General features: G+C 72.4%; 12 protein-coding genes. 6 read left to right on the plus strand and 6 right to left on the minus strand.

Translation table 11 applies throughout. The features are described from left to right. Positions 1-8 precede the first annotated feature (8 nt). Positions 9-848 (minus strand): aldo/keto reductase, encoded by an 840-nt coding sequence (locus tag BLT44_RS12490; protein WP_010156718.1) that lies wholly within the window; start codon positions 846-848, stop codon positions 9-11. A 101-nt stretch (positions 849-949) separates the two neighbouring features. Between BLT44_RS12490 and hrpA the strand changes: the two genes are divergently transcribed. After that, positions 950-4903: an ATP-dependent RNA helicase HrpA gene (hrpA, locus tag BLT44_RS12495; RefSeq protein ID WP_010156717.1), complete on the plus strand. Its 3954-nt coding sequence runs from the start codon at positions 950-952 to the stop codon at positions 4901-4903. A gap of 179 nt (positions 4904-5082) precedes the next feature. Next, a complete protein-coding gene (locus BLT44_RS12500) occupies positions 5083-5442 on the plus strand; it encodes a hypothetical protein (RefSeq protein WP_010156716.1) in 360 nt (119 codons plus the stop codon). Between the two features lie 112 nt (positions 5443-5554). Here BLT44_RS12500 and BLT44_RS12505 read toward each other — a convergent pair whose 3' ends face one another. After that, positions 5555-6073, minus strand: coding sequence for a YflT domain-containing protein (locus BLT44_RS12505; protein ID WP_231291540.1), 519 nt, complete (start codon positions 6071-6073; stop codon positions 5555-5557). Positions 6074-6135: 62 nt separating this feature from the next. Next, positions 6136-7386, minus strand: a complete 1251-nt coding sequence (locus BLT44_RS12510; protein ID WP_010156714.1) for a YncE family protein — start codon at positions 7384-7386, stop codon at positions 6136-6138. Positions 7387-7429: 43 nt separating this feature from the next. On the opposite strand from BLT44_RS12510, the gene BLT44_RS12515 reads away from it, so the two are divergent. From BLT44_RS12515 to BLT44_RS12525, 3 genes are read left to right on the plus strand one after another with little or no spacing between them, the layout of a single operon-like run. After that, a complete protein-coding gene (locus tag BLT44_RS12515; protein WP_010156712.1) occupies positions 7430-8719 on the plus strand; it encodes a magnesium transporter MgtE N-terminal domain-containing protein in 1290 nt (429 codons plus the stop codon). Further along, on the plus strand, positions 8716-9306 hold the full coding sequence (locus BLT44_RS12520; RefSeq protein ID WP_010156711.1) for a DUF1003 domain-containing protein: 591 nt from the start codon (positions 8716-8718) through the stop codon (positions 9304-9306). The genes BLT44_RS12515 and BLT44_RS12520 overlap by 4 nt, the downstream gene beginning before the upstream one ends. Next, complete coding sequence (locus BLT44_RS12525) at positions 9299-10468, plus strand: Mrp/NBP35 family ATP-binding protein (protein WP_029608269.1); 1170 nt, start codon at positions 9299-9301, stop codon at positions 10466-10468. The genes BLT44_RS12520 and BLT44_RS12525 overlap by 8 nt, the downstream gene beginning before the upstream one ends. Here BLT44_RS12525 and BLT44_RS12530 read toward each other — a convergent pair. Further along, positions 10449-12284 (minus strand): putative bifunctional diguanylate cyclase/phosphodiesterase, encoded by a 1836-nt coding sequence (locus tag BLT44_RS12530; protein WP_010156709.1) that lies wholly within the window; start codon positions 12282-12284, stop codon positions 10449-10451. The genes BLT44_RS12525 and BLT44_RS12530 overlap by 20 nt on opposite strands. Before the next feature lie 16 nt (positions 12285-12300). Next, positions 12301-12675: a twin-arginine translocase TatA/TatE family subunit gene (locus tag BLT44_RS12535; protein WP_010156708.1), complete on the minus strand. Its 375-nt coding sequence runs from the start codon at positions 12673-12675 to the stop codon at positions 12301-12303. A 185-nt stretch (positions 12676-12860) separates the two neighbouring features. Between BLT44_RS12535 and BLT44_RS12540 the strand changes: the two genes are divergently transcribed. Further along, the gene (locus BLT44_RS12540) at positions 12861-13526 is read left to right on the plus strand and encodes an O-methyltransferase (RefSeq protein ID WP_010156707.1); all 666 of its coding nucleotides are present in this window, start codon (positions 12861-12863) and stop codon (positions 13524-13526) included. Between the two features lie 50 nt (positions 13527-13576). Here the strand turns inward: BLT44_RS12540 and BLT44_RS12545 are convergent, their stop codons facing one another. Next, positions 13577-13747 (minus strand): DUF3117 domain-containing protein, encoded by a 171-nt coding sequence (locus BLT44_RS12545; protein ID WP_010156706.1) that lies wholly within the window; start codon positions 13745-13747, stop codon positions 13577-13579. Between the last annotated feature and the right edge of the window lie 95 nt (positions 13748-13842).

The raw sequence follows: 13842 nt of genomic DNA on the forward strand, positions 1-13842 counted from the left end.
CACTCTCCTTATCGCGCGTCGAAGGTGCGCGGATCGGGGCCGAAGTTCGTGCCCGCCTCGTAGGCGTCGATCGCGGCCAGCTCGTCGGCGTCGAGCGTGAAGTCGAACAGCTCGGCGTTCTCGATCATGCGCTCGCGGCGCACCGTCTTCGGGAAGACGATGCGATCCTGCTGCACGTGCCAGCGGAGCACCACCTGCGCGGGGCTCTTGCCGTGCTTCTGCGCGATCTCGAGCAGTTCGGGCCGCTCGAAGAGGTCGGACTTGCCCTGCGCGAGCGGGCCCCAGGCCTCGATGGCGATGCCGTGCTGCGTGCAGAACTCGACGAGTTCGCGACGCTGGTGCAGCGGGTGCAGCTCGATCTGGTTGACCGCGGGCACCACGCCCGTCTCGTCGATGAGCTGCTGCAGGTCGGCGATCTCGAAGTTCGAGACGCCGATGGCCGATGCGCGGCCCGATTCGGCGATCTCGATGAGCGACTTCCAGGCGCCGAGCGCCTCGCCGAACATCGGCTGCGGCCAGTGGATGAGGTACAGGTCGACCCGGTCGAGGGCGAGGCGGTCGAGGCTCTCGGCGAACGCGTCGGCTGCGCCCGTCTGGTCCGAGTTCCAGAGCTTGGTGGTGACGAACAGCTCGTCGCGCGCGATGCCGCTGCTCGCGAGGGCCCGGCCGACCTCGGCCTCGTTGCCGTACACGCTCGCCGTGTCGATGTGGCGGTAGCCGACTTCGAGCGCGGTGGCGACGACGCCCTCCGCTTCGCCGGGCTCCACGAGGAAGACGCCCGATCCGAGTTGCGGGATCGCGGTGCCGTTGTTGAGGGGGAGGTTCGGGATCGGGAGTGCAGACATCATGCCCTTTCGAGTCGTCGTGCGGAGCGGCCGCCGACCCTGCGATCGGCGCGGTCGTCGCCAGTCTACGCGCGGGCGCCGCGACGCGGGATAATAGGTGCATCATGACGCTCCCCCCGCTCCAGATCACGTTTCCCGAGGAGCTCCCCGTATCGCGGATGCGCGATGAGATCGCGGAGGCGATCCGGTCGCACCAGGTCGTCATCGTGGCCGGCGAGACCGGTTCGGGCAAGACGACGCAGCTGCCGAAGATCGCCCTGTCGCTCGGCCGGGAGCGCATCGCGCACACTCAGCCGCGGCGCATCGCGGCGCGCACGATCGCGGAGCGCGTCGCGGAGGAGCTGGGCTCCGAGCTCGGCGGCCTGGTCGGCTACCAGGTGCGGTTCACCGACCAGGTGTCGGCGGAGACCCGGGTGCGCCTGATGACCGACGGCATCCTGCTGAACGCGATCCACCGGGATCGCGACCTGTCGGCGTACGACACCATCATCATCGACGAGGCGCACGAGCGCAGCCTCAACATCGACTTCCTCCTCGGCTATCTGAAGACCCTGCTCCCCCGGCGGCCCGACCTGAAGGTCATCATCACGTCGGCGACCATCGATCCCGAGTCGTTCGCGAAGCACTTCGCCGACGCGACGACGCAGCGGCCGGCGCCGGTGATCGAGGTGTCGGGGCGCACGTTCCCGGTCGAGCTGCGCTACCGCCCGCTGGTCGAGCGCGTCGAGCGGACGGACCCGAAGACGGGCGCCGCGAAGGCGACGACGATCGAGCGCGATCTGTTCGACGGGATCGGCGACGCGGTCGACGAGCTCGCGAAGGAGGCGCCGGGCGATATGCTCGTGTTCCTCTCGGGCGAGGCCGAGATCAGGGATGCGGCCGATGCGCTGCACGGCAGGCTCCGGGCGTCGGCGCGTTCGGCGCGCACCGAGATCCTGCCCCTGTACGGTCGCCTGAGCAGCGCGGAGCAGCATCGCGTCTTCGAGCGGGGATCGGGCGGTGCGCGGCGCATCGTGCTCGCGACGAACGTGGCCGAGACCTCGCTGACGGTGCCCGGCATCCGCTATGTGATCGATGCGGGCACGGCGCGCATCTCCCGCTACAGCGCCCGCAGCAAGGTGCAGCGCCTCCCCATCGAGGCGGTGTCGCAGGCGAGCGCGAATCAGCGCTCGGGGCGCTCGGGGCGCACGAGCCCGGGCATCGCGATCCGCCTGTACTCGGAGGAGGACTTCGCGTCGCGCCCCGAGTTCACCGAACCGGAGATCCGCCGCACGGGGCTCGCCTCCGTGATTCTGCAGATGCTCGCGCTCGGTCTCGGCGACATCTCGCGGTTCCCGTTCCTCACCCCGCCCGACCAGCGCGGCATCGCCGACGGGCTGGGGCTGCTCGCCGAGCTCGGCGCGGTGGAGGCGGCGCCGGCGAAGGGTGCGGGCGGGAAGACCGGCCGGCGGGGCGGCGGGCGCGGCGGGAGCCATCGGATCACGAGGATCGGCCGAGAGCTCTCCCGCCTGCCCATCGAGCCCCGCTTCGCGCGCATGGTGGTGGAGGCCCGCGCGCACGACGTCGTGCCGGCGGTGCTCGCGATCGTCGCCGGGCTGACCGTGCAGGACGTGCGGGAGCGCCCGCAGGCGGAGCGCGGCCGCGCCGACGAGCTGCACGCGCGCTTCGCGGATCCGCAGGGCGATCTCGCGACGCTGCTCAATCTGTGGAACTACCTGCAGGAGCAGCAGCGCGAGCTCTCGTCGAGCGCCTTCCGCCGGCTCTGCAAGGCCGAGTACCTGAACTTCTTGCGGGTGCGCGAGTGGATGGACCTGTACCGTCAACTCGCGAGGATCGCGAAGGCCCCGCGCGACTCCGCCGCGCAGAGCGCTGCAGGCGGCGCGGGCGAGGCCATCCACCGGTCCGTGCTCGCGGGGCTCCTGTCGCAGCTCGGAGTGCGCGACGACCGGCAGGATCGCGCGGCGCCGACGCGGGGGCGCGCAGCGGCGGGTGCGGTGCGCCGCAAGCCCGCGCAGGAGTACCTCGGCTCCCGGGGCACGCGATTCGTGCTCTACCCCGGCTCGGTGCTCGCGAAGAAGCCGCCCGAGGTGGTGATGAGCGTCGAGCTCGTCGAGACCTCGCGGCTCTTCGCGCGCTCGAACGCGGTCGTCGACCCGGCCTGGGCCGAGGAACTCGCGGGGCCGCTCGCGAAGCGCCAGATCTCGGAGCCTCGATGGGAGAAGCACCAGGGCGCCGCCGTCGCGTACGAGCGGGTCACGCTCTTCGGGGTGCCCATCGTCGACCGCCGCCGGGTGCAGCTCGCGCGCTACGACCAGGAGCACGCCCGGGAGCTCTTCATCAGGCACGCGCTCGTCGACGGGGAGTGGGATTCCCCGCAGGCGTTCGACCGCGCGAACCGGCAGCTGCGGCGGGAGCTGGAGCAGCTCGAGGAGCGGACGCGCCGCCGCGACATCGTCGGCGACGACGAGGCGATCTTCGAGTTCTACGACGCGCGCATCCCCGCCGACGTCGTCTCGACGCGCAGCTTCGAGGGGTGGTGGAAGGAGAAGCGCGCCGCGGAGCCGCAGTTCCTGCATCTGCGGCGCGAGGACCTCGTGGAGGACGAAGCCGAGACGGTCGACGAGCAGGAGTTCCCGAGGCAGTGGTCGCACGGCGACCAGACGCTGCGGCTGAAGTACCGGTTCGACCCGACGGCCGACGACGACGGCGTGACGGTGAACGTTCCCCTGCCGCTCCTGCCCCGGCTCGAGGGCTCCGACTTCGAGAAGCTGGTGCCGGGCCTCCGCCAGGAGCTCGTGACGGCGCTCATCAAGACGCTGCCGAAGGCGATCCGCAAGCACGTCGTGCCGGCCGCCGACTGGGCGCGCACGCTGCTCGCCGCGGTGGGGCCGCAGCTCGACGCCCCCGTCACCGCCGGTGAGGCGCCGCCGTCGCTGACGCGGCTGCTCGCCGATGAGATCAGGCGGCGCACGAGCGTGCCGGTCTCGTCCACCGACTTCGATCCCGACCGGCTCCCCGCGCACCTCACCCCCACCTTCCGGGTCGTGGACGGGCGGGGGCGCACGGTCGGGTCGGGCAAGAATCTCGCCGAGCTGCAGACCGCGCACCGCGATCGCGCGACGCAGGGCGTGGCGAAGGTTGCGGCCGCCGCGCTGCCGAAGAGCGACCTCGAACGCACCGGGGCGACCTCGTGGACGTTCGGCGACCTGCCCCGGCACGTCGATTCGGCGTACGCGAAGGGACGCGGATCGGCGGGGGCGGGCGTGGTGCGCGCGTACCCCGCGATCGTCGACCGGCGCACCGCGGTCGATCTCGTGCTCGTCGCCGATCAGGCGGAGCAGGAGCGGCTCTCCCGCCGCGGCCTCCGGCGCCTCGTCGTGCTGAGCTCGCCGTCGCCGGCGTCGTACGTGCGCGACCACCTCTCGAATCAGGAGAAGCTGCTGCTCGGTGCGGGCCCGTACCGCACCCTGGACCAGGCGATCGCCGACGTGTCGCTCGCGGTGGCCGACCGGGTGATCCGCCGCCACGCCCCCGACGGCCTCATCTGGCGCGCGGCCGATTTCGAGGCCCTCGCCGACGACTACGCCCGATCGCTGATCGACGAGATCTACGGCGCGATCTCGCTCACCGCCCGCGTGCTCGACGGTGCGCGGCTGGCCCGGAAGGCGATCGACGGCGCGAAGTCGATGCAGGTGCTCGGCCAGGTGTCTGACGCGGCGCGGCAGATCGACGGACTCGTGTTCGACGGGTTCGTATCGCGCACCGGGCTCGCCCGGTTGGAGCGCGTGCCCGTGTACCTGGAGGCGGTGCAGCTGCGCATGCGCGGACTCGTCGAGAACGCCGGGCGCGATCGCGCCTGGCAGAACGAGGTCGACCGCGCTGCCGCGCTGTACGCCGAAGCGGGCGGCGCGATCCCGCTTCCCCCCGACGCGCCGGCGCGGCTCGAGCGCGCGCGGTGGCTGATCGAGGAGCTGCGCGTCAGCCTGTTCGCGCAGCAGTTGCGCACGGCGGAGCCGGTGTCGCTGCAGCGCGTGCAGAAGGCGCTGCGCGACGGGTAGGCGCCCGGGATGCGCGTCGCTTCCGCGCGTCTGCAGATGGGCCTTGCGGCAGGGCTCGGGCCGCGTCAACCCCGCGACCGCGCGGCGGCCCGCTCGTAGACTGACGACGACGGGTCGGCGACGGCCCGGGCCGGGCGGCGCCCGCCGCCGCGAACCGATCGAGCATTGGAGAGTGCCCCGTGAACGAGACGCCCGCATCGGATCAGGAGATCGAGGACGCGATCCGCGAGTACCACGCGACCCGTGCCGAGGAGGGCGCGCTCGCGGCGCGGGCCTTCTCGTCGGTGACGGTGGAGGAGGGCATCGCGAAGGTCGTGTACGACGCCTCGCTGTCGGAGACGGAGACGCGCGACTGGCTCTCCGAGCACTCCATCGACAACCTCGCGGAGTTCGCGAGCGCGCCGCTCGCTCAGAGCACCCCCGAGTCGACCCGCATGCGCATGTCGACGGTGCGCGTGGAGACGGAGCTCGCCGACGGCACGCCCCTCGGAGCACTCGAGAACGCGGGGATCCGCGCGCTGAACTCGCTCGAGCGGTAGCGCGTCAGGGCGCGAGAGACGGGGGGCACGCAGGAGACGGAGCGCGCGCGGGAGACGGAGTGCGCGCGCGGGAGGCGGGGAGCGCGCGCGGGTGCGCGATCCTCGCCCGCGGCTACTGCCCCCGCGGCTCCTGCTGCACCGACTCCGTGAGCACCCGACGCGCCTCGTGCACGAGCTCGGGCTCGGTGATCAGGTCGTACCGGGTCGCGATCATCTGCATGACCGACGAGAAGTCACGCCGGTTGCGGTTCATCGCGTACGACAGCACGCCGAAGAGCATGCCGAAGCCGGCACCGATGGCGATGGCCGCCGCGAACACGCCGAGGATGGCGCGGTTGTCGGGCTGGAAGATGAAGAGCAGCAGGCCGAGGAAGAGGCCGAGGTACGCGCCCGAGAGGGCGCCCATGAGCGCCACGCGGCCGTAGGTGAGGCGTCCCGTGACGCGTTCGACGCTGCGCACGTCGTTGCCGACGATGCTGATCTGCCGCACCGGGAAGCTGGCGCGCGCGAGCACGTCGACCGCGTGCTTCGCATCCTCGTACCGATCGTAGGTCGAGACGATGTCGCCCTTCGGAAGCTCGGGAACCAGCGGGAGGCGCGATGACCGCATGGGTCCACCAGGAGTGCTCATGGTTCGATTCTCCCACCTCCGGCGCGGAAGGCGCTGGATCGGGCCGGCGAACCGGCCGCGATTCAGCTCCGAGCGTACGCGACGATCGCCTGCGGGTAGCCTGCTACGGCCAGCCTGCGCGTCTCGAGCGAGTCGAGCGCGACGAGGGTGATGCCCTCCCACCCCTCGCCCCGGGTGTTGCCGCCCGCGAGGGCGGCGAAGTCCGCTCCCTCGGCGTCCCGCCACACCGCGACGGTCTCGTGCGGCGCATCCATCGGCACGACGCGCTCCGCCGCCGCGCTCGGAGCACCGGAGACGTCGAGCAGCGAGAGGTTCGGCGCCCCGTCGGCGTTGCCGAAGGCGCCGGTGCCGACCGTCAGCAGGAGGTCGCCGGCGAGCGCGGTGCCGTGCGCGTGCGAGTTCGCCGTGCTGGCGATGGTCGACGTGGCGCCGGTGCGCGCGTCGAGGGCGACGACAACGCGGCCCTGGTACGGGAGCAGGATGCGGCCGTCGGCGTCGACCGCGGCGTAGTGCGGCTTCTCCCACGATGCGAGCCCGCCCTCGGTGCCGAACGGGGCGACCGTGCGGGTCGTCGGCGCGAGCGTGGCCGCGTCGACGACGGTCACCGTGAAGGAGTCGTGGTCGATGGTCGCCGCCCACGAGCCGTCCGGTGCGACGACGACGTCGAAGGGTCGCGCGCCGACGGGGGCCGAGCCGACGAACCGCCCCGCGGCGGTGTCGTACACTTCGAGCGCGTACGCCCCGTCGCCCGACGTCGTGGCCACGTAGACCCGGCTTCCGTCGGGCGCCACGGCGAGTCCCAGACCGCCGGGCCGGTACTCGCCCCACTCGAACCGGTTCGCGGGGTGCTGATAGGGCACGAGCGCCCGCCTGGTCGCCTCGGCGAGGTCGATCACGGCGAGCCCCTCGGCGGTGGCCGCGTAGCCGATGCGGCCCCCCGCGTCGACTCCTGCTCCGGCTCCGGCTCCGATGCCGGCTCCGACGCCGACGCCCCACGGGGCGGCGCCGACCGTCACGCGCCGCACGGCCTCCGCATCGGGTGCGGCAGGGTCGATGATCGCGACGGCGTCGGACTGCGCGAGCGATGCGAGCAGCAGCATGGCGGGCTCGGGCGCCTCGGGCGGCTCGGCGGACGGCGACGGCTCGGTGTCGGGCTTTGGCGCCGATTTCGGCGCGGTCGAGCCCCGGCCGGCGTTCGACCCCGGCTCCGGCGCGCAGCCGGAGAGCAGTGCTCCGGCGGCGGCGAGCCCGCTCCACGCGGCGAGCCCGACGACGGCTCTGCGCGAGACCGGGGTGCGACGCTCGGGGTGCATGCCTCAAGTATCGCGGCCGGTCGCTGAGCGGTACCGTAGTGGGGTGAGTACTTCGAGGGTCTTCGTCGGTCGGCTCGCCGGGCGCGGCGTGTTCGATCCGGCCGGCGACCGCATCGGCAAGGTGCGCGATGTGCTGGTCGTGTTCCGTGCGGCGAGCGCGCCGCGCGTGGTCGGGCTCATCGTGGAGATCCCCGGTAAGCGCCGGGTCTTCGTGCCCATCGGGCGGGTCACATCGATCGGCTCCGGCCAGGTGATCACGACGGGGCTCATCAACGTGCGCCGCTTCGAGCAGCGCGGCGGCGAGACGCGCATGATCGCGGAGCTGATCGGGCGCGACGTGCAGTTGGCGCAGTCGGCCGCGGGGCCCTCGACGAGCGCGCGGATCGAGGACGCGGCGATCGAGCGCAGCCGCACAGGCGAATGGCTCGTGACCGAGGTCTTCGTGCGGATGCCGAAGCCGGCGGCGCCGTTCAGCCGCGGCGACGCGCGCATCGTGAGCTGGGGCGATCTGCGGCTGCCGAGTGCATCGGAGGGCACCCGCAGCGCGGAGCTGCTGATCCAGACCCTCGTCGATCTGAAGCCGACCGACCTGGCCGAGGCCCTGCTCGAGCTTCCGCAGCCGCGCATGATCGAGGTCGTCGAGGAGCTGCCCGACGAGCGGGTCGCCGACGCGCTCGAGGAGATGAGCGAGCAGGATCAGCTCGCCCTGCTCGCGCTGCTGCCCTCCGGCCGCACTGCCGATGTGCTCGACCGCATGGAGGCCGACGACGCTGCCGACCTCATCTCGGCGCTGCCCGCGGCCCAGGGCGCCGAGCTGCTCGATCTGATGGAGCCGGAGGAGGCGGAGGACGTGCGCCGCCTCCTCGAGTACGACGCCGACACCGCGGGCGGGCTGATGAGCCCCGCACCGATCGTGCTCGCGGCCGAGTCGAGCGTCGCCGAGGGGCTGGCGATGATCCGCCGCGCCGAGATCTCGCCGGCGATGGCGTCGGCCGTGTACGTGACCCACCCGCCGTACGAGACGCCCACGGGCGAGTACATCGGCCTCGCGCACTTCCAGCGCATGCTGCGGTTCCCCCCGCACGAGCGCATGGCATCGCTGCTCGACGCCGAGATCGAACCGGTCACCGTGCACGCGAGCGCCGCCGAGGTGTCGCGCCGCCTGGCGAGCTACAATCTCGTGGCTCTCCCCGTGGTCGACGACCAGCAGCGCCTGGTCGGGGTGGTGACCGTCGACGACGTGCTCGATCACCTGCTCCCCGATGATTGGCGTCACGCTGACGACGACGCTCCGTCGGCCGAGGGCCGCGCCGGTGCGGGGGCCGCCGGATGAGCCCGTTCAGGCGGGGCAACGGCCTCGACGCCCCGCGCGCGGCGACCGGTCGCGGCTCGGCGCGCGGCGATGGCGCGGGCAAGAGCGAGCGCTTCGGCCGGTGGACGGAGAGCATCGCGCGCGGCATGGGAACGCCGTGGTTCCTCTTCGCCCTCACGATCGTCTGCGTCGCGTGGCTGATCTGGAACACCTACGGCCCCGAGCCGTTCCGGTTCGATTCGGCGGCGCTCGGCTTCACGGCGCTCACGCTGATCCTCTCGCTGCAGGCCTCCTACGCCGCTCCCCTGCTGCTGCTCGCCCAGAACCGGCAGGACGACCGCGACCGGGTGCAGATCGAGCAGGATCGCCAGCGCGCCGAGCGCAATCTCGCGGACACGGAGTTCCTCGCCCGCGAGGTCGTGGCGCTGCGCCTCGCGATGAAGGAGCTCCCCGACCGCGACTTCGTGCGCGCCGAGCTCCGCGCTCTGCTCGCGGAGCTCGCCGACGACGAGGCGGCGGGCGACGGGGGCCACGAGCCGTCCGCGCGGGCGCAGACGCCGCGCGATTCCTCCGCCCGAGACGGCGCGCCGGGCCGGCGGCATGACTGAACGTTCCGACTCCGGCGCGGAGGGCGCCGTGTGGCGCGCCCTCGACGGCGTCTCCGACCCCGAGATCCTGCGCCCGATCACCGAGCTCGGCATGGTGCGGGGCGTCGCCGTCGATGCGGCGGGGCGGGCCGAGGTCTCGATCCTCCTCACCATCGCGGGGTGCCCCGCGGCGCGGCGCATCGAGGCCGATGTGCGCGCCGCAGCGGCTTCGGCTCCCGGCGTTACCGGGGTGGCCGTCGACGTCGGAGTGATGACCCCCGCGGAACGGCAGAGCTTCATCGAACGGGTGCGCGGCGACCGCGGTGCCCGCCCCCAGCAGTTCGGCCCCGATTCCCTGACCCGCGTCATCGCCGTGACGAGCGGCAAGGGCGGCGTGGGCAAGTCGTCGCTGACGACGGGGCTCGCCGTCGCCCTCGCCGAGCAGGGGCTCTCCGTCGGCCTGATCGACGCCGACGTCTTCGGGTTCTCCATCCCGGGGCTGCTCGGGCTGAGCCGCGACGGGCGAACGGTGCAGCCCACGCGCGTCGACGACATGATCCTGCCGCCCGTGGCGCACGGCGTGAAGGTCGTCTCGATCGGCATGTTCCTCGGCGACGCCGACCCGAGGAGCACCGCCGTGTCGTGGCGGGGGCCGATGCTGCACCGCACGATCGAGCAGTTCCTGCGCGACGTGTGGTTCGGCGACCTCGATGTGCTGCTGCTCGATCTGCCGCCGGGCACCGGCGACATCGCCATCAGCATCGGACAGCTCCTGCCGCAGGCCGAGGTGCTCGTCGTCACGACTCCGCAGGAGGCCGCCGCAGACGTCGCCGTGCGGAGCGCCCTCGTGGCGCGTCAGACCGGCCAGCGCGTCATCGGGGTCGTGGAGAACATGGCGGGCCTGACGCAGCCCGACGGGAGCGTGCTCGACCTGTTCGGCTCGGGCGGCGGGGAGCTCGTCGCGGAGCGGTTGAGCGACGCCGAGCACGGAGCGGTGCCGCTGCTGGGGAGTGTGCCGCTGAGCCCGGCCTTCCGCGCAGGCGGAGACGCCGGGGTGCCGACCGTGCTCGCCGATCCCGCCGACCCCTCCGCGGCCGAGGTGATCCGCATCGCCGCGGCGCTGACGCGCGGCGGCCGCGGGCTCGCCGGCCGACCGCTCGGCATCAGGGTGCGAGAGGGCTGATCGCCCGCCGCTCGATCGGCTCGGGCCGACCGAAGAGGTATCCCTGGAAGGCGTCGACGCCGAGCGCGCGCAGGTGCGCGAACTGCTCCTCCGTCTCGACTCCCTCGCCGACCACCTGCAGGCCGAAGATGCGGGCGAGCCGCACGATGGTCTCGGCCACTGCGGCCCCCTGCGGTTCGCCCACGATGGACGACACGAAGGAGCGATCGATCTTGAGCTGCTGCACCGGGAGCCGGCGCAGGTAGCTGAGCGAGGAGTAGCCGGTGCCGAAGTCGTCGAGCGAGGCGTGCACGCCGTCGTCGCGGAGCCGCTCGAGCAGTTCGACCGTGCGCGTGAGATCGCTGTGGAGCACGCTCTCGGTGAGTTCGAGGTGCAGCCGCCCCGGGGCGACGCCGTGGCGGGAGATCGTCTCGTGCACGCGCTCCGCGAAGTCGCTGACCTGCAGCTGGCGCTCGCTAAGGTTCACCGAGAGCGTCAGCTCGCGGGCCGCCTCGTCGTGCGCCCAGTCCGCGAGCACTCGGCAGGCCTCGTCGAGCACCCAGTCGCCGATCTGCACGATCAGGCCGGTCTGCTCGGCGACCGGGATGAACTCGTCGGGCCCGACGACCCCGCGCGAGCCGTGGTGCCAGCGCAGCAGCGCCTCCTTGCCGATCACGCGCCGCTCGGCGTCGACGATGGGCTGCGCGTAGAGCCGGAGCTCGCCTCGCGCGATGCCCCCGCGCAGCTCCGAGACGAGCAGCATGCGATCGTGCACCTCGTCGAGCATGCGCTGCTCGAAGCGCTGCGCACGCCGCTGCCCGCGCGACTGCTTGGCGCGCTTGCGCGCGATTTCGGCGCACTTCACGATGTCGTTCGCGTCGCTCGACACGATGAAGCGGCTCGACTCCTCCTCCGCGCGCGAGAGGTCGGCCGCGGGCTCGGCGGGCTGTCGCGGTACCCAGAGCACGTGGCCCAGGCTCACCCCCGCTCCGACGGCGACCCCCGATTCGAGCTCCTGCGCTTCGATGAGCGCCTCGAGCACCTCGTCCACGGTGCGCTCGACCAACCGCTCGGCCGCATCGAGATCGGCTCCGAGGCCCGTCGCCAGCACTCCGAAGGTGTTCGAGCCGATCCGCCCCACGCGCACGCTCTCGTCGAGCAGGATCCGCAGGCGCCGCCCCGCGTCGAGCAGCAGGCGATCCCCCGCGTCGAATCCGAAGGCGTCGTTCACGATGGAGAGCTGGTCGACGCTCAGCGTGCAGAACACCGAGAAGCCGGGCGGCGCATCGACGTCCGCGGTGATCTCCTCGATCGACCGCAGCAGTGCGCCGCGGTTGTCGAGCCCCGTGACCGGGTCGATGTAGGCGAGGCGGCGCACCGCGGCCTCCGCCGCGTGCCGCTGCGTCTCCTCCGTGCGCAGGGCGACGTAGTTCGTCGGGGCGCCGTCGGGCCCGATCAGGGGGATGATGGTGGTGTCGAGCCAGTACTCCGAGCCGTCGCGAGCCCGGTTGCAGATCTCGCTCTGCCACACGCGGCCCGTGGTGATCGTGCCCCAGAGATCGTCGAAGAAGGCGGGCGGGTGGTGGCCGGAGTTCACGACCCGGTGGGTGCGGCCGATCAGCTCCTCGCGCGGAAACTGCGACACGTCGCAGAATCGGTCGTTGACGTAGGTGATGCGCCCACCGGCGTCGGTCACCGCGACGATCGAGTGCTCGTTGAGGGCGAGCAGGATCGTGTCGTAGGCGTGGCCCGGCCGCGAGAGCCGCTCGTGCATCATGCGCTGTGCGTGCGAGATCTCCGAGGCCGCCCCCTTGCGGCCGATCCCGTCGGCGGTCACCCGATGATCCCGTCCATCACGTCGCTTCCTCGTCGTAGTGCAGCGTGCGGTCCGCGCCGCCCTCGGAATCCGGGCTGATCCCGCGGCGCGCCTCGGCCTCCGCCATGCTGGCGCGCCGGGTGGCGGCGCGGGCCTCCCGCTCGTCCTCCAGCAGCGCGTCGCGGATGATGCGCCGCGGGTCGTACTGGCGGGGGTCGAGCTGACGCCAGTCGACGTCGTCGAACTCGGGGCCCATCTCGTCGCGCAGCCGGGTCTTCGCTCCGTCGGCCATGCGCTTGACGTTGCGCACGAGCTCGCCGAGCTTCTGGGCGTAGATCGGCAGGCGCTGCGGACCCAGCACGAACATGGCGATCACGAGGATCACCAGGATCTTGTCGATCGTCAGGCCCATGACCGCTATCGTACCGCCCGACCGCTGCCCGCGAGGCGAAACGGGCGGATGCGCGGTACCGCTTTCGCAGCATGTCCGCGTGTGCGGAGAGGGCTCGGGGCCGTCGGCTCTACGCTGGTCTTCGAGGATCGCCCCGGCGCCCGGCTTCCCCGGCGCCGCTGAGCGGAACACCCCCGGAGGAGAACGTGAGCAAGCTCGAACGCAATTGGCAGTACGCCGAGCAGTACCCCGGCGAGACGGAGGCACTCGTGCGCGCCCGCCGTCTGTCGCTCGAGCTCGGCATCGAGCCGGTGAGTCGATCGGTCGGGGCGCAGCTCTCGGGCCTGACGGTGCTCGCGCGCGCTCAGGCCATCTGCGAGGTCGGCACCGGCGTCGGCGTGAGCGGCCTCTCGCTGCTGCGCCACGCTCCGGCGGCCACGCTCACGTCGATCGAGATCGAGCCGGAGCACCTGCGGGAGGCCCGCGCCGTCTTCGCGGACGCCGGCGTCGCCGCAGCCCGCCTCCGCCTCATCGAGGGCGACGCCCGTCATGTCATGCCGCGCATGAACCTCGGCGCGTACGATCTCGTGCTGCTCGACGCCGAGCCGGCCCAGCTGCTCGAGCACTTCGAGAACGCGCTCGGCATCGTGCGCCCGGGCGGGTGCGTCGTGGTGCCCGGCGCGTTCGCGCACGGGCGGGTTCCCGACCCCGCCTCTCGCGGCGAGGACGTGCAGGCGATGCGCGATCTCCTGGCGCTCGTCGCCGAGTCGCCCGCGATCGCACCGATCCTCTCCCCCGCGGGCGACGGGCTGCTCACCCTGGTGCGTCTCGACGGCCAGACGCCCGACGCAGAGAACCCCCCGCGGCGCTAGCCGCAGGGGGTCGTTCCCGGCGCCCGCCGTCGAGGCGGGCCGTGCCGGGTTCAGCCGTCGAGCACTCCGGCGAGCACGTCGCGGAGCTCGGCCGCTTCGTGATCGTTCACCGAAACGACCAGACGCCCGCCGCCCTCGAGCGGCACACGAACCACGATCAAGCGGCTCTCGCGCACCGCTTCCATGGGTCCGTCTCCGGTCCTCGGTTTCATTGCAGCCATGACGCCTCCTTGCAGGTTTGATGCACGGATTCCATTTTATCGGGTTCCACCCAGGCTGGGCTAATTTCTCGCCCCTCGATCACGAGCGCCGGCTC

This window comes from Leucobacter chromiiresistens (genome assembly GCF_900102345.1).
Classification (GTDB): Bacteria; Actinomycetota; Actinomycetes; order Actinomycetales; family Microbacteriaceae; genus Leucobacter; species Leucobacter chromiiresistens.